Consider the following 14,637-nt stretch of genomic DNA (forward strand, 5'->3'; position numbering starts at 1 on the left):
GGGCATCAGCACGCCCCCGCCGCCTCGGACACCGACGGTACGACAGGGTCGAACACGCCCGTGGAGTCGGTCACCAGGGCCGCCCCGGGCTGGCCGTACTCGCGCGCCGGATCGCCGAGCCTCCCGCTCGCCCGTGCCCAGGCGGGTTCCTGCCCGCGGATGAACGCGACCAGGTCGGCGTGCATCGAAGTGGCCAGCTCCTGCGGCGGGTTGGGGCCGAGGGCCGGGGTGACTCCCGGTGCGTCGAGGACGTCGAAGAAGTACGGGAGGTCGACGCAGTGCGCGGCGCCGCCCAGCACGGGCGAGGGCCAGGCGAAGGAGTACAGCCAGGTGCCGGCGGTGGCGTGGCGACGGGCGGCCGCGCTGCGCGGGCAGGCGGCTCGGAACAGGGTGTCGGTCAGCCGGGTGCCCGCCGTGCGGGCGGCGCCGCCCGGGTCGGTGCCGCTGTCGAACTCGTCCGCCGTCGCCCCGAGCAGCAGCGGTACCTCGTGCCCGTGCCCGGCGAGTCCGTCGGCGACCGGCACCGGGAGGAGGTCGTCGCCGACGAACGGGCCGAGGACGAGGGTGTCGTGGTCGCCCCTTTCGTCGCGCAGGTCGAGCACGGCCCGCTGGAGCTCCGCCACGGCGCGGTCGGCGAATCCGGCGCGGGTCGGCGATACTCCGAGCCTGTCCGCCAGTTCGTCGAGGAAGTCCGCTGCCGCCTCGGCTCGGAAGAAGCCGCCGGACAGGCTGACCGCGCGGTGGAAGCGGCCGCGGCCCGCGGGCGAGGAGAGCAGCGCGAGCACCGCCGCTCCCCCGGCCGACTGGCCGGCGACGGTGACCCGGTCCGGATCCCCGCCGAAGGCGGCGATGTTCTCCTGTACCCAGTCGAGGGCGAGCAGCAGGTCCCGCAGGCCCACATTGGTGGGGACGTCGTCCAGGACGGCGAACCCGTCGACGCCCAGCCGGTAGCCGACGGTGACGCAGACGACGCCGTCACGGGCGAAGGCGCGCCCGTCGTACCACGGACTGGCCGGGCTGCCGGCCAGGAACCCGCCGCCGTGGATCCACACCATGACGGGGAAGGGGCCGCGGTCGTCGTCCGGGGCCGGGGCGACGACGCCGAGGTTCAGTACGTCCTCTCCCGGCACCGACGGCTCCGGCACGGTGGTCGTGGCGAACAGCGGCACGCGCTGGGAGGTGGGGCCGTGCCGGGACGCGTCGTACGGCTCGGTGAACCGGCCGCGTCCAACGGGTGCGGCGAACCGCCGTGGTCCGGTGGGGGGTTGGGCGAAGGGGATGCCGAGGAAGCGCCGGGTCCGGCCGTCTCGCCGGCCGATGACCGTGCCCGCGGGGGCGTGTACGCGGTCCGGCTCTCCTGGCGCGTCGGGACAGTTCGTCCCGGTCACCGCGTCGAGGGGGTTCATGTCGGTCACCATGTCGAGGGGGTTCATCTCGCTCACCGCATTCCCGTTCCGGAGATGCCCTGCACGAAGTAGCGCTGCAGGAAAAGGAAGAGCAGCAGTACCGGCAGCATCACGACGATCGCACCGGCGAGCATGAGGCCGTAGTCCGTGACGTGGGCGGCGGCCTGACTGGTGGCGGCGAGGCCCACCGGCAGCGTGTAGGTGGACATGCTCTGCGCGACGATGAGCGGCCAGATGAAGTTGTTCCACGAGGTGAGGAACGACATGATCGTGATCGTCGCGACGGCGGGGCCCGCCAGCGGGAGGAAGATCCGGAAGAAGATCCGGAACTCGCCCGCACCGTCGATCCGGGCCGCCTCCAGCAGTTCGTCGGGAATGGACATCGCGTACTGCCGCACGATGAACACCGACAGGGGCATCGCCACCCCGGGCAGGGCGATACCGGTGAGGGTGTCCGCCAGGCCGAGGTCGACGGTGATCACGAACTGTGTGACGAAGACCGCGGTGAAGGGCACCATCATCGCCGCCATGACCGCGCCGAACGCGAGCCTCCTGCCCGCGAAGTCGAGTTTCGCGAGCGCGTAACCGGCGGCCGACGCCGCGACGATGTTGCCGGCCACCACGATGACCGCGACCACGACGCTGTTGACCATGAACCGGCCGAAGCCCTCGGTGGCGAACAGCCGCACGAAGTTGTCGAGGGTGACGTGGTGCGGGAGCCAGGCACCGGGATCGGAGCGGATCTCGTCGAGACTGCGCAGCGAGCCGCTGATCACCCAGACGAACGGCAGCATCGTGAGGAGCGCGCACAGCACCAGCGCGCCGTACAGCAGCGGCCGGGCGACGGACCGGGGGCGCGCGGCGGCCCGGTGGGTGGCGGTTTCGGCGTTCCGCAACGCGGCGACGGCGCTCATGTGCGGGACCTCAGCAGCCGGAACTGGACCAGACTCACCAGGGCCACCATGACGAGCGTGACGAAGGACGCGGCCGAGGACATCCCGAACTCGCCGGCCCCGAACTGGTGGTAGGTGTACAGCGCCACGGATTCGGTGGAGCCGAGCGGGCCGCCGTTGGTGAGCAGGTACGGCTCGTCGAACACCTGGAGGTAGAACACGGTCAGCAGCACCGACACCATCAGGGTGGTCGGCAGCAGCAGCGGCAGGGTGATGTGCCGCAACTGCCGCCATCGTCCTGCCCCGTCGAGGGAGGCGGCCTCGTACACGTCGTCCCCGATCGACTGCAGTCCGGCGAGGAACAGGACCATCGCGGTGCCGAAGTTGCGCCAGACGCCGAGCAGGATCACCACCGGCATGGCAAGGTCCGGGTCGTCCAGCCAGTTCGGTCCGGCGAGGCCCATGGCGCCGAGCACCTTGTTGACGGTGCCGTCGGCGTTGAAGGCGTACTGCCAGATCAGGGCGACCGCCACGACGTTGGTGACGACCGGCGCGAAGAAGAGGGTGCGGAAGGTGCCGCGCAGGCGCCGGATGCCGGAGTTCAGCGTGAGGGCCAGCCCGAAACCGATCGCCATGGTCAGGGGCACCCCGACGGCCACGAACAGGGCGGTGTTGCGGATGTCGCGCAGGAAACTCTCGTCCTGGAACAGACGGACGAAGTTGTCCAGGCCGGTGAAGTCGACCGCGAGCGGATGCCGCAGATCGGTGCCGCGCAGGTCGGTGAGGCTGAAGCCGAGCGCGGCGACGGTGGGAATTGCCGTGTAGAGCAGGAACACGAGGGCGAACGGCGTGAGGAACAGCCAGGCGACGGCCGTACGGCGGGTGCGCCGCCGGGTGTCCAGGGCAGGTGTGGTGGTCATCCGCGGCTCACTTCGCGCCCGTGCCGAGGCTCACGGCGTACGCCTGGATGTTCGCGGCGGCCTTCTCGGCGGTCGCCGTCTCCTTGGCCACGGCTTCCATCTCCTTGCCCATCCGGGTCGCGACCTGCTGCCAGGTGGTGACGCGCGGGAACGTCCGGGTGTTCTTGAGCTGTGCGAGGAAGGCGTCGAGCAGTGGCTGGTTCTTGATGGCGGGGTCGTCCCAGGCGGAGATGACCGCCGGCAGCGAGCTGTACGCCTCGTACTGCGCGACCTGGGTGCTGGGCTTCGCGATGTGCCGGACGAGCTTCCACGACGCCTCCGCGTTGCCGCTGTCCGCGAGCACGCCCCAGCTGCCTCCCGCGGAGAAGGACGCGCTGCCCGACGAACCGGCCGGCAGCGGTGCGGTGGCCACGTGGGACGCCGTCCAGCCGTCCTTCTTCGCGGCGGTGTCGAGCTGCCCGACCACCCACGGGCCGGTGATCATCGTGGCGGTCTTCCCGCTGACGAAGTACGGCTGCGCGTCGAGGAACGTGGGCGTGGCGGTGTCGGCGACGCCCGAGGTGAAGAACGACGCGTTGTACCTGAGCGCGTCGACCATCGCGGGTGTGTCGAGTGTCCATTTCCCGCCGGCGGAGAGCAGCGAGCCACCGGCCTGCCAGGCGTACATCGCGACGTCCTGGCCGTTGAAGAGATCCCAGCCGTTGTCGGCGCCGAGGCCGCGCCGGGCGCCGGCGCCCTGGAGCGCCTTGAAGAACGGCACCATCTCGTCCCACGTGGTGGGCGCCTCGACGCCCGCCTTCTCGGCCAGGTCGGAGCGGTAGACGAGGGCGTACGTGTAGGCGTACCAGGGCACCGTGTAGGCCACGTCGTCGACCACACCCGCGTCCCACAGGCTCTTGAAGAAGCCGGCCGGGTCGACGAGGCCGTCCGGAACGGCCCGCAGGATCGACGGGTCGAGGAACTGCGCCTGCGACTCGGGGAAGAACTGGGCCACGTCGGGACCCTTGCCCGCCGCGATCGCCGCCTGGAGCTTGGTGTAGTACTCGGCGTTCGGGATCAGCGTGAACGTCACGGTGACGTCGGGGTTCGCGCTCTTGAACGGCTTGATGACCTTCTCCAGCACGTCGGCGTCGCCCTGGGCGGCCCAGACGCTGATGGTGCCGGTGGCCGGGGAGTCGTCGATCGGCTTGGCGGAGGTTCTCGCGGCGGCGGTGTCGTCCTCGCGCCCGCAGCCGGTCAGGCCGAGGGTGCCGAGGACGGCCATGCCGGCGGTCAGCTTCAGGGCACCGCGTCTGGAGAGGTTGGGCACCTTGGGCTCCTGAGATTTCGGGGGGAAGTAGCTTTTTCGGTCCGACGGACCCAGGAGCGAAGCTATGAGCGATGCATTTCGGCCACATGCACGGAGCCGTCCCGAATAATTTCGGAACTTGTAGCGAATTCGGTCAGGCCCTGGGGCCTGCGCCCACCCGTGCTCGCGTCATTTCTCGGTAACGCGGCGATCGTCTGGCCGAAACTAATTTCCACATAATCACCATGTACGGAATGCCAGAAATATTGTGGCTACTTCCCCATACACCGATTCACTGGCTTGGGGTGTCAATGACTGACAGTACGCTCATAAGTCCGCACAATCCGACAGTAATCGTCGGCCCGGTCACCGCGAAGCCCTACGCGTGGCCGTACGACACATCTGTGCCTGCCGACCGTGTCGCCGTGCTCTGCATCGACTGGCAGACGGACTTCTGCGGACCCGGCGGTTACGTGGACACGATGGGATACGACATCTCGCTGACCCGGGCCGGGCTCCCTGCGACGCAGAAGCTGCTCGCGCACGCCCGCAGCACGGGCATGCTCGTGGTCCACACCCGTGAGGGGCACGCCCCCGATCTGGCAGACCTGCCGGCCAACAAGCGCTGGCGGTCCGCGCAGATCGGCGCCGAGATCGGCGCCGCCGGACCGTGCGGCCGCATTCTGGTCCGGGGGGAACCCGGCTGGGAGATCGTGCCCGAAGTGGCCCCGTTTCCCGGTGAGGTGATCGTGGACAAGCCGGGCAAGGGGGCGTTCTATGCCACCAACCTCGACCTCGTACTGCGCACCCGGGGCATCACACATCTGGTCCTCACCGGCATCACCACGGACGTGTGCGTCCACACCACCATGCGCGAGGCCAACGACCGCGGCTACGAATGTCTGATCCTCTCCGACTGCACCGGCGCGACGGACCCTTCCAACCATGAAGCCGCGCTGCACATGGTGACCATGCAGGGCGGCGTCTTCGGATGCGTCTCCACCGCCGACGACCTGATCGCCGCCACGACTGAGGCCACCTCCTGAGCTGACCCGCCGGACGGGCCCTGCACAGTTCGAACAGTCCCGCACATCCGGGCGCATGGTCCGCATCCGTCCGAGCCGACCGCGTCGACTCCCACTCCCCTCGACGAAAGCAGGAACCGCCATGGCAGTCCCAGAATCGCTCAGTGTCGAGGCCGCCCCGTACCCGTTCCCCTTCGACCCCGCCGAGACGGCACTCGTTCTCATCGACATGCAGCGGGACTTCCTCGAACCCGGCGGATTCGGCGAGAGCCTGGGCAATGACGTGGAACAACTACGCAGAACCATCGCTCCGCTGCGGGCCGTACTCGACGCCTGCCGCGCCGCGGGCATGGCGGTCATGCACACCCGCGAGGGACACCTGCCGGACCTGTCCGACTGTCCCCCCAGCAAGCTGCTGCGAGGAAACCCCAGCATGCGCATCGGCGACCCGGGCCCCAAGGGCCGGATACTGGTCCGCGGTGAGGAGGGCCACGACATCATCGAGGAGCTCTACCCGGTGGCGGGTGAGCCGGTGATCGACAAGCCGGGCAAAGGCGCCTTCTACGCCACCGGCTTCGGTGATCTGCTCACCGCCCGCGGCATCCGCCGTCTCGTGGTCACCGGCGTCACCACCGAAGTGTGTGTGCATACGACGGTCCGCGAAGCCAACGACCGTGGCTACGAGTGCCTGGTGCTGTCGGACTGCGTCGGCTCGTACTTCCCTCGATTCCAGCAGGCGGGCCTGGAGATGGTGGCCGCGCAGGGCGGCATCTTCGGCTGGACCGCGGAGTCGGCCGCGTTCCTGGCGGCACTGGCCACCGCATCGCCCGCCGGCCCCGACGCTCCGGAAGCCGTCCGCGAACCGGCGCGCCAGCCGCTCTGACAGGGCCGCGGACCAGCGCCCCGGCCACACGCGCGCCGCGCCCCCGACCGACCCGACCGCACCGCCACCTCAGCGGTGCCTCGGTCCGCCAACACCCCGTTACCCGGCGTACCCCACGCCACAACCACCGCTCCACCCGACGAAGGGTGATCCCACCATGCTGTCGCTCCGCCGCACCGCCCCCGCCGAGAAAAGACCCATGCCCCTCCCGCTGTGGGTACGGGGCGACACCAACGCGTTCTTCGGACTGGGCGTCAACGTCCTGGTCAATGTGCTCACTTTGACCGGGTTGTGCCTGGGAGTCCTCAAGATTCCCGCCGACGATGTCTTCCACACCATCCTGCCGGCGCTGGGCATCGCCCTGATCGCGGGCAACATCTACTACGCCTACCTCGGCCGCAGACTCGCGCTGCGGGAGGGGCGGCAGGACGTCACCGCGATGCCCTACGGGCCGAGCGTGCCGCACATGTTCATCGTCGTGTTCGTCATCATGCTGCCGATCTACCTCAAGACCAAGGATCCGCTGCTGGCCTGGAAGGCCGGTATCGCCTGGGCCTTCATCATCGGCGTGATCGTCATCATCGGGGCCTTCATCGGCCCGTACATACGCCGGTACGCACCCCGGGCAGCCCTGCTCGGCACTCTCGCCGGTATCTCTGTCTCCTTCATCTCCATGCGGCCCGCCGGCCAGATGTGGGACAACCTGTGGATCGCCCTGCCGGTCTTCCTGCTGCTCCTGATCGGTCTCATGACCGACCTGAAGCTGCCCGGCAACATCCCCGTCGGGCTCGCCGCCCTGCTGGTGGGCACCGCGATCGGCTGGGCCGGCGGCGCGATGGACGGCTCCGCGGTCTCGGCGGCGGCCGACGACATCACCTTCGCGCTCCCGGGTCTCCACCTCGGCACGCTGTTCTCCGGCCTCTCGGACGTCGCACCGCTGCTCGCGACCGCCATCCCCCTGGGCGTCTACAACTTCACCGAGGGCATGAGCAACGTCGAGAGCGCCGCTGCCGCCGGTGACAACTACAACCTGCGTTCGGTGCTGCTGGCCGACGGCGCGGGCGCCGTCATCGGCTCCGCGCTCGGCTCTCCCTTCCCGCCCGCCGTGTACGTCGGTCACCCCGGGTGGAAGAAGGCCGGCGGGCGCACCGGCTACTCGCTGGCCACCGGCGCGGTCATCGCCCTGATGTGCTTCCTGGGCATGTTCAGCCTGTTGGGTGCGATCCTCCCGGTCGCCGCGATCGTGCCCATCCTGCTCTACATCGGCCTGCTCATCGGCGCTCAGGCCTTCCAGCTCTCACCCAAGGCACACGCCGCGGCCGTGGTCGCCGCACTCGTGCCGAACCTGGCCTCCTGGGCCGTCGGCCAGATCGACAACGCCCTCGCGGCCGCCGGCACCAGCGCGACCAAGGTCGGGGAGGCCGGTCTGGAGTCGTCCGGTGTCGTGTACCACGGGCTGATGGTCCTCGGCCAGGGCGCGATCCTGGCCGGCCTGGTCCTGGGAGCGCTCGTCGCGTTCGTCATCGACAAACGGTTCGTCCCGGCGGCAGGGGTGGCCCTGGCCGGAGCGGCGCTCTCCTTCATCGGGCTCATCCACGCCCCGAAGATCGACTGGAACGCCAGCGGGAGCGTCAGCCTCGGTTACCTCTTCGCCGCCGTGCTGTGCGGAGCCTTCGCTCTGACCCGGCCGGCACCCCGCGAGCCGGACGCCGAGGAACTGGCACTCGAGCGGCTGCACGGCGGCGGCTCCTCCGCGGCTGCGGCGCCAGAGCCGGAGGACGGGCAGGGACCTGACCCGGTCCCGGGAAATGTGCTGGCCGGCGCCGGCGCTGCCGTCCTGCCCGCCGCCGTCCTGCCGGACGAGGCCACCGAGACCGCCGAGCCGGACAACTCGGCGGCCACCGACTGACGATGGCTCACCACAACTGACGACGACTGAAGGCGACTTCCGTGCGGCCGGGTGACCACCTGGCTGCACGGCCGCGCGAGGACGGAACGGACCCATGACGAACGGAGAGCGGATGAATGTGGACCTGCCACAGACGGTCGCCGAAGTGACGGCGGCCTTCGCCGGCTACGAGGAAGCCCTGGTCACCGACGACCACGAAAGCATCACCGGGTACTTCTGGACCTCACCCGACACGGTCCGCTTCGGTATCGCCGATCGGCAGGCCGGGATCGAGGAGATCCGTGACTGGCGACGGCAACAACCGCCGTTTCCCCCGGGCAGAAAACTCTTCGACACCAGAATCAGCACGTTCGGGACCGACTACGCGGTGGTCACCACGCTGTTCGCCTATCCCGGGGGTAACGCCGTCGGCCGCCAGACGCAGTCGTGGACGCGTTTCCCCGTAGGCTGGCGCATTGTCAGCGCCCATGTGTCGGAGGTGCCGGACGAGAACTCCCGGCCGGGCACGTGAAGGGCCTTGGCGGTCATGCCGACGAGACGGGCGCCTGACACCTCGCCGGGGACGGTGACCGGATCGCCCCAGAGAAAATGCTCCTGCGCAGGCAGTTGCTCCCTCCTCTTCCGTGGGACGGAAGAGGCATTGCCGTGCCGTGACGCTCTTCCGGATGATGTCGCCATCACCAGAGAGACGGAGCCGCTTCCATGCCTCACACCACCGCCTTCGCCAGGAACCAGTGGTACGTCGCCGCCTACAGCCACGAGGTAGGGCGCGAGGAGTTGCTCGGCCGGACGATTCTCGGTGAGCCGCTCGTCTTCTACCGCACCGAGCAGGAGGGGACGCCCGTCGCGCTGCACGACCGGTGTGTGCACCGCCGGTACCCGCTCTCCAAGAGCGGACTCGACGGCGACCGCATCGTCTGCGGCTACCACGGCTTCACGTACGACAAGACGGGCGCCTGCGTGTACGTGCCCGGTCAGAAGCGCGTCCCGCGCACCGCCCGCGTGGCCTCCTACCCGGTCGTCGAGCAGGACTCCCTGGTGTGGGTGTGGATCGGCGACCCGGCGCTCGCCGACCCGCAGACCATCCCGCGGGCCCGCCACCTCGACTCCCCCGGCTGGGTGACCGTACGCGGCATGGAACCGATCGACGCCGACTACGGCCTGCTGGTCGACAACCTCCTCGACCTGTCCCACGAGACGTATCTGCACGGCGGCTACATCGGCACCCCCGAGGTCGCCGAGACGCCGATCACCACCGAGGTCGACGAGGGCGCCGGGATCGTACGGGTGAGCCGGCACATGGACGACGCGGAGTGCCCACCGTTCTACGCCAGGTCCACCGGCATCGAGGGCCGGATCACGCGCTGGCAGGACATCGAGTACCACGCGCCCTGTCTGTACCTGCTGCACAGCCGGATCGCGCCGGTCGGTGTGGCGCCCGAGCCGGACGGCAGCGACCCGAACGGCTTCCACACCGAGATCACGTACGCCATCACGCCGTCCGCCGACGGCAAGGTGTACGACTTCTGGATGGTCTCGCGCGACTGGGCCACGCAGGACGACGAGGTCACGGAGTTCCTGCGGGGCAACAACCACACGGTCGTCATGCAGGACGTCGACGCGCTCAACCTCCTCCAGGAGACGCTCGGCAGCGAGCGCACCGGCTACCAGGAGCTGAGCATCAACATCGACACCGGCGGCCTCGCCGCCCGCCGTATCCTCGCCCGCCTGGTCGAGGAGGGCGCGAAGCCGATGGAGAAGGTCCAGTGACCAGCCCCACCGGCGAGGTCTACCGCATCGACTGGCTCCCCGGCACGGACATCCTGCACGGCACCTGTCACTGCGGCCGCGAGCACACCTCGCAGGACCCGATCGAGATGTGGGAGTGGATGCTCGCCCACCCACAAGGACACGAGCCGCGAGGAAACAGCTCATGACCCTGTACGAAGCCGAACTCGTCGTCGACGGGCTGGAGTTCGCGGCCGACGGCGTACTCGCCGTGACCCTGCGCCACCCGCTGGGAGAACCGCTGCCGGTCTGGGAGCCCGGCGCGCACATCGACGTCGTGCTCGGGCCGGACCTGGAACGCCAGTACTCGCTGTGCGGCGACCCGGCCGACCGGGACGCCTGGCGGATCGCCGTCCTGCGCGAGCCGGACGGGCGCGGCGGATCCGCCCATGTGCACGGGCAGTTGGGGCAGGGCGACAAGGTGCGGGTGCGCGGTCCGCGCAACCACTTCGCCCTGCGGCCCGCGCCCCGCTACCGCTTCGTCGCGGGCGGCATCGGCATCACGCCGATCCTGCCGATGCTGGCCGCGGCGGAGGCTGCGGGCGCCGAGTGGACGCTGCTGTACGGCGGGCGCAGCCGTGAATCCATGGCGTTCGCCGAGGAGTTGGGCCGCTACGGGGACCGCGTCACGATCGCGCCCCAGGACGAGACGGGCCTGCTGGACCTGGCCTCGGTGCTCGACGACGTCCCCGAGGGCACGCTCGTCTACTGCTGCGGTCCCGGGGCGCTTCTCGACGCGGTGGAGGCCCGGTGCCCGGCCGGGGTGCTCCATGTCGAGCGGTTCCAGCCCAAGGAGCAGGAGACCGGCGAGAACACCGAGTTCGAGGTCGAACTGGCGCAGAGCGGCCGTACGCTCACCGTCTCGAAGGACGTCTCGGTACTCGACACCGTGCGCGCCGCCGGCGTCGAGGTGCTGTTCTCCTGCACCGAGGGCACCTGCGGCACCTGCGAGACCGATGTCCTGGACGGCACGCCGGACCACCGGGACTCGGTGCTCACCGACGAGGAGCGGGAGTCCGGGGAGACCATGCTCATCTGTGTGTCCCGGTGCCGGGGGAAGCGGCTCGTCCTCGACCTGTAGACAGCCCGAGGTCGGTCTCGATCCCGGCGACCGCCGCCAGCAGGGGCGGCAGCAGGTCCCGGCGCACCGACGCGAGGGAGTTGCGGCTCACGTGCACGGGGATGTTCACCGCCGCCACCACCTCGCCGCCCCGGTCCCGCACCGGGGCGGCGATCGAGCGCAGCCCCTCCTCCAGTTCCTGGTCGACGAGGGCGTATCCCTGCCGGCGTACCCGGTCGAGCTCGGCCCGCAGCGCCCTGACCGACACGATGGTGCGGGCGGTCAGCGGACGCAGGTCGGTGCGGGCGAGCCGCGCCTGAAGCTCCTCGTCCGGCAGATGGGCGAGGATCACCCGGCCCACGGAGGTGGCGTGGGCCGGGAAGCGGGTGCCGACGGTGATGGCCGCGGTCATGATGCGGCGGGCCGGCACCCGGGCCACGTACACCACGTCGTCGCCGTCGAGCACGCACAGGGATGACGACTCCCTGGTGCGTTCGACCAGTTGCTCCAGATGCGGTTCGGCGATCTGCGGCAGGGAGAAGCTCGACAGGTAGGAGTAGCCGAGCTCCAGCACGCGCGCGGTGAGCCGGAACGTCCGGCCGTCCTGGCGGACGTAGCCGAGGTCGACGAGGGTCAGCAGCAGCCGGCGGGCGGCCGCGCGCGTCAGGTCGCAGGTACGGGCGACCTCGCTGAGCGTGCGCACCGGATGTTCGGCGTCGAAGGCGCGGATGACGGCGAGCCCGTGCTCGAAGGACCTGACGAAGTGCGCTGCGCGAACCGGTCCGGACATCGTGGGGCCTCCAGCACTGTCGGCAACGTGGTCAGCCGGCCCAATTGACCCTGAACGGTTGCGAGTTCCACCTTCCCGCTGGGCAGGCCTGCGCACTACTGTGCGGTCTGCGCACAACCTGTCGGAACACCGCTGCACCGCTGTCTGCACAGGAGGAGCCATGCGTCGCCTGTTCGCCGGTCTCACCGCCGGCACCTTCCTGCTCGCCGGGACGGCCTGCGGCTCGTCCGAGGGTGGTTCGTCGGACGCGAGCGCCTCGCCCGGCGGCACCACCACGGTCAAGGTCGGGCTCATCCCGATCGTGGATGTCGCGCCCCTCTACCTCGGCCAGAAGAAGGGCTTCTACGAAAAGCGCGGTCTGAAGCTGGAGTTGACGGCCGCTCAGGGCGGTGCGGCGATCGTGCCGGCCGTGGCGTCGGGTCAGTACCAGTTCGGGTTCTCCAACGTCACCTCGCTGATGATCGCCCAGTCCAACAGCGTCCCCGTCAAGGCCGTCGTCAACGGCATCGCCTCGACGGGCGTGCAGGGCAAGGACTTCAACGGCCTCGTGGTGAAGAAGGGCAGCGCCATCAAGTCGCCCAAGGAGCTGGAGGGCAAGAAGGTCGCCATCAACACCCTCAAGAACATCAACGAGACCGCGGTGCGCGAGTCGGTGCGCAAGGCGGGCGGCGACCCCGACAAGGTGAACTTCGTCGAATTGGCCTTCGACCAGATGCCCGCCGCCCTCGACAAGGGGCAGATCGACGCCGCGAGCGTGGTCGAGCCGGCGCTCGCCACCGTCAAGAGCCAGGGCGGGGTGGAGATCGACTCGCCGCTGATCGACGTGGCGCCGGACCTGACCGTCGCCATGTACTTCACGTCGGCGCAGTACCTCCAGAAGAACCCGGACGTGGTGAAGAATTTCCAGGAGGCCACCGCCGAGTCCCTCGCGTACGCCGACACCCACCCGGACGAGGTCCGCGAGGTCGTCACGACGTACACCAAGATCCCGGCGCCGGTGCTGGCACAGGCCACCCTGCCGAAGTGGCCGGCCGAGGCGAACCGCGCCTCCATCGAGGCACTGGCGAAGCTCGGTGAGCAGGACGGGCTCTTCAAGAAGACCCCCGACCTGGACGCGCTCCTGCCGTGAAGGGGGAGAACGCGGTCCTCGGCGCCGCCGGGCTCGCGGCCTTCCTCGCCCTCGGCGAGGCGGTGCCGCGGCTCGGCCTCGTCAAGGAGGCCTACTTCCCGCCGACCAGCCGCATCGCCGGCGCCTTCGCGGACGAACTCGCCGACAGCGCCTTCTGGTCGGCGCTCGGCGACACCCTCACCGGCTGGGCGCTGGGCCTCGCGATCGCGGCCTGCGCGGGAATCGTCGCCGGTGTGGTGATCTCCGTGGTCCCGTACCTGCGCGAGGCGACCGCCTCGACGATCGAGTTCCTGCGCCCGATCCCCTCGGTCGCGCTGATCCCCCTGGCGGTGCTGCTGTACGGCACCGAACTGCGCTCGGTGCTCCTGCTCGTCGTGTACGCCTCCTTCTGGCAGATCCTCATCCAGACCCTCTACGGCGTCCAGGACGTCGACCCGGTCGCCGAGGAGACGGCACGGTCGTACGGCCTCGGCACCTGGGCGCGGATCCGGCACGTGCTGTGGCCGACCGCGCTGCCGTACGTGATGACCGGGCTCCGGCTGGCGGCGGCCGTCGCCCTGATCCTCACCATCACCGCCGAACTCGTCATCGGAGCACCGGGGCTGGGCGCGCGGATCGCGGTCGCGCAGACCTCGCAGGCGGTGCCGGAGATGTACGCGCTGATCGTGGTCACCGGTCTGCTGGGGCTGTTCATCAACGTGGGCGCCCGGACGGTCGAGCGACGGGCCCTGGCCTGGCACCAGTCGGTGCGCGGGGAGGTGGCGGTGTGAGGAGCGTCCTGCTGCGGCTGTTCTTCGTGCTCGCCCTGCCCGCGCTGCTCGTCGCCCTCTGGTGGCTCGCGTCCGACAACAGCACGGACGTGTTCTGGCCGCCCCTGCGCACGATCATGCAGACCTTCCCGGAGGTGTGGACCGGCGATCGTTTCCGGGACGACGTCCTGCCCAGCGTGCTGCGGCTGACGGGCGGCTACGCGCTCGCGACCGTCGTGGGGGTCGCGCTCGGCACGGTCATCGGCTCCTACCGGCGCGTCCGCGCGGTGTGCGAACCGGTCCTGGAGTTCCTGCGGGCGGTGCCGCCTCCGGTCCTCGTTCCGGTCATCATGCTGTTCGCGGGCATCGACGACACGATGAAGGTCACGGTGATCGCCAGCGGCTGCGTGTGGCCGATCCTCCTCAACACCGTCGAGGGCGTCCGCGCGGTCGACCCGGTGATGGCCGAGACGGCACGCTCGTACGGCATCAAGGGACCCTCGCGCCTGACGAACCTGGTGCTGCCCTCGGCCGGCCCGCAGATCTTCGCCGGCCTGCGCCAGGCACTGTCCATCGGCATCATCCTGATGGTCATCAGCGAGATGTTCGCTGCCAGCAACGGCCTCGGATTCACCGTCGTCCAGTTCCAGCGCAGCTTCGCGATCCCCGGCATGTGGACCGGGATCCTCGTCCTCGGCCTGCTCGGCTTCCTGCTCTCCGTCGTCTTCCAGCTGGTCGAGCGGCGGGTCCTGGCCTGGTATCACGGCCTGCGCGTCTCGGCCCGGCGGTCCTCATGA

15 protein-coding genes are annotated in these 14,637 nt (G+C 69.9%); 10 read left to right on the plus strand and 5 right to left on the minus strand.

What is annotated here, in order from left to right:
- Positions 1-5: 5 nt before the first annotated feature.
- From ACZ5XS_RS17030 to ACZ5XS_RS17045, 4 genes are read right to left on the minus strand one after another with little or no spacing between them, the layout of a single operon-like run.
- A complete protein-coding gene (locus ACZ5XS_RS17030; RefSeq protein WP_468652074.1) occupies positions 6-1,433 on the minus strand; it encodes a carboxylesterase/lipase family protein in 1,428 nt (475 codons plus the stop codon).
- A 5-nt stretch (positions 1,434-1,438) separates the two neighbouring features.
- The gene (locus ACZ5XS_RS17035) at positions 1,439-2,320 is read right to left on the minus strand and encodes a carbohydrate ABC transporter permease (protein ID WP_468651981.1); all 882 of its coding nucleotides are present in this window, start codon (positions 2,318-2,320) and stop codon (positions 1,439-1,441) included.
- Positions 2,317-3,219, minus strand: a complete 903-nt coding sequence (locus tag ACZ5XS_RS17040; RefSeq protein WP_468651983.1) for a carbohydrate ABC transporter permease — start codon at positions 3,217-3,219, stop codon at positions 2,317-2,319. Before ACZ5XS_RS17040 ends, ACZ5XS_RS17035 begins: the two co-directional genes overlap by 4 nt.
- 7 nt (positions 3,220-3,226) lie before the next feature.
- Complete coding sequence (locus ACZ5XS_RS17045; RefSeq protein WP_468651985.1) at positions 3,227-4,528, minus strand: extracellular solute-binding protein; 1,302 nt, start codon at positions 4,526-4,528, stop codon at positions 3,227-3,229.
- A 290-nt stretch (positions 4,529-4,818) separates the two neighbouring features.
- On the opposite strand from ACZ5XS_RS17045, the gene biuH reads away from it, so the two are divergent.
- The 7 genes from biuH (at position 4,819) to ACZ5XS_RS17080 (ending at position 11,193) form a co-directional block, all read left to right on the plus strand.
- Positions 4,819-5,553 (plus strand): biuret amidohydrolase, encoded by a 735-nt coding sequence (biuH, locus tag ACZ5XS_RS17050; RefSeq protein WP_468651987.1) that lies wholly within the window; start codon positions 4,819-4,821, stop codon positions 5,551-5,553.
- Positions 5,554-5,674: 121 nt separating this feature from the next.
- Positions 5,675-6,415, plus strand: a complete 741-nt coding sequence (locus ACZ5XS_RS17055; RefSeq protein ID WP_468651989.1) for a cysteine hydrolase family protein — start codon at positions 5,675-5,677, stop codon at positions 6,413-6,415.
- Positions 6,416-6,614: 199 nt separating this feature from the next.
- Positions 6,615-8,324, plus strand: coding sequence for a regulator (locus tag ACZ5XS_RS17060; protein WP_468651991.1), 1,710 nt, complete (start codon positions 6,615-6,617; stop codon positions 8,322-8,324).
- 94 nt (positions 8,325-8,418) lie between these two features.
- A complete protein-coding gene (locus tag ACZ5XS_RS17065; protein ID WP_468651993.1) occupies positions 8,419-8,835 on the plus strand; it encodes an AtzH-like domain-containing protein in 417 nt (138 codons plus the stop codon).
- Between the two features lie 191 nt (positions 8,836-9,026).
- The gene (locus ACZ5XS_RS17070) at positions 9,027-10,094 is read left to right on the plus strand and encodes an aromatic ring-hydroxylating dioxygenase subunit alpha (protein ID WP_468651995.1); all 1,068 of its coding nucleotides are present in this window, start codon (positions 9,027-9,029) and stop codon (positions 10,092-10,094) included.
- Complete coding sequence (locus ACZ5XS_RS17075; RefSeq protein WP_468651997.1) at positions 10,091-10,261, plus strand: hypothetical protein; 171 nt, start codon at positions 10,091-10,093, stop codon at positions 10,259-10,261. Before ACZ5XS_RS17070 ends, ACZ5XS_RS17075 begins: the two co-directional genes overlap by 4 nt.
- Positions 10,258-11,193: a PDR/VanB family oxidoreductase gene (locus ACZ5XS_RS17080; protein WP_468651999.1), complete on the plus strand. Its 936-nt coding sequence runs from the start codon at positions 10,258-10,260 to the stop codon at positions 11,191-11,193. The genes ACZ5XS_RS17075 and ACZ5XS_RS17080 overlap by 4 nt, the downstream gene beginning before the upstream one ends.
- On the opposite strand, the gene ACZ5XS_RS17085 is transcribed toward ACZ5XS_RS17080, so the two are convergent.
- Entirely contained in the window at positions 11,144-11,962 is an 819-nt protein-coding gene (locus ACZ5XS_RS17085; protein WP_468652001.1) for an IclR family transcriptional regulator domain-containing protein, read from the minus strand. The two genes, ACZ5XS_RS17080 and ACZ5XS_RS17085, sit on opposite strands and share 50 nt — an antisense overlap.
- A 160-nt stretch (positions 11,963-12,122) precedes the next feature.
- On the opposite strand from ACZ5XS_RS17085, the gene ACZ5XS_RS17090 reads away from it, so the two are divergent.
- The 3 genes from ACZ5XS_RS17090 to ACZ5XS_RS17100 are packed head-to-tail and all read left to right on the plus strand — an operon-like array spanning position 12,123 to position 14,637.
- Positions 12,123-13,091 (plus strand): ABC transporter substrate-binding protein, encoded by a 969-nt coding sequence (locus tag ACZ5XS_RS17090; protein WP_468652003.1) that lies wholly within the window; start codon positions 12,123-12,125, stop codon positions 13,089-13,091.
- Positions 13,088-13,861, plus strand: a complete 774-nt coding sequence (locus ACZ5XS_RS17095; RefSeq protein ID WP_468652005.1) for an ABC transporter permease — start codon at positions 13,088-13,090, stop codon at positions 13,859-13,861. Before ACZ5XS_RS17090 ends, ACZ5XS_RS17095 begins: the two co-directional genes overlap by 4 nt.
- Complete coding sequence (locus tag ACZ5XS_RS17100; protein WP_468652007.1) at positions 13,858-14,637, plus strand: ABC transporter permease; 780 nt, start codon at positions 13,858-13,860, stop codon at positions 14,635-14,637. The genes ACZ5XS_RS17095 and ACZ5XS_RS17100 overlap by 4 nt, the downstream gene beginning before the upstream one ends.

It is taken from the genome of Streptomyces sp. NPDC033131 (assembly GCF_055578365.1).

What these genes read in the sequence shown, in the direction of transcription:
- ACZ5XS_RS17040 (WP_468651983.1), bottom strand. Translation starts at nt 3,219, where the DNA reads ATGACCACCACACCTGCCCTGGACACCCGGCGGCGCACCCGCCGTACG.
- ACZ5XS_RS17090 (WP_468652003.1), top strand. Translation starts at nt 12,123, where the DNA reads ATGCGTCGCCTGTTCGCCGGTCTCACCGCCGGCACCTTCCTGCTCGCC.
- ACZ5XS_RS17070 (WP_468651995.1), top strand. Translation starts at nt 9,027, where the DNA reads ATGCCTCACACCACCGCCTTCGCCAGGAACCAGTGGTACGTCGCCGCC.
- biuH (WP_468651987.1), top strand. Translation starts at nt 4,819, where the DNA reads ATGACTGACAGTACGCTCATAAGTCCGCACAATCCGACAGTAATCGTC.
- ACZ5XS_RS17080 (WP_468651999.1), top strand. Translation starts at nt 10,258, where the DNA reads ATGACCCTGTACGAAGCCGAACTCGTCGTCGACGGGCTGGAGTTCGCG.
- ACZ5XS_RS17055 (WP_468651989.1), top strand. Translation starts at nt 5,675, where the DNA reads ATGGCAGTCCCAGAATCGCTCAGTGTCGAGGCCGCCCCGTACCCGTTC.
- ACZ5XS_RS17060 (WP_468651991.1), top strand. Translation starts at nt 6,615, where the DNA reads ATGCCCCTCCCGCTGTGGGTACGGGGCGACACCAACGCGTTCTTCGGA.
- ACZ5XS_RS17085 (WP_468652001.1), bottom strand. Translation starts at nt 11,962, where the DNA reads ATGTCCGGACCGGTTCGCGCAGCGCACTTCGTCAGGTCCTTCGAGCAC.
- ACZ5XS_RS17065 (WP_468651993.1), top strand. Translation starts at nt 8,419, where the DNA reads ATGACGAACGGAGAGCGGATGAATGTGGACCTGCCACAGACGGTCGCC.
- ACZ5XS_RS17030 (WP_468652074.1), bottom strand. Translation starts at nt 1,433, where the DNA reads ATGAACCCCCTCGACATGGTGACCGACATGAACCCCCTCGACGCGGTG.
- ACZ5XS_RS17035 (WP_468651981.1), bottom strand. Translation starts at nt 2,320, where the DNA reads ATGAGCGCCGTCGCCGCGTTGCGGAACGCCGAAACCGCCACCCACCGG.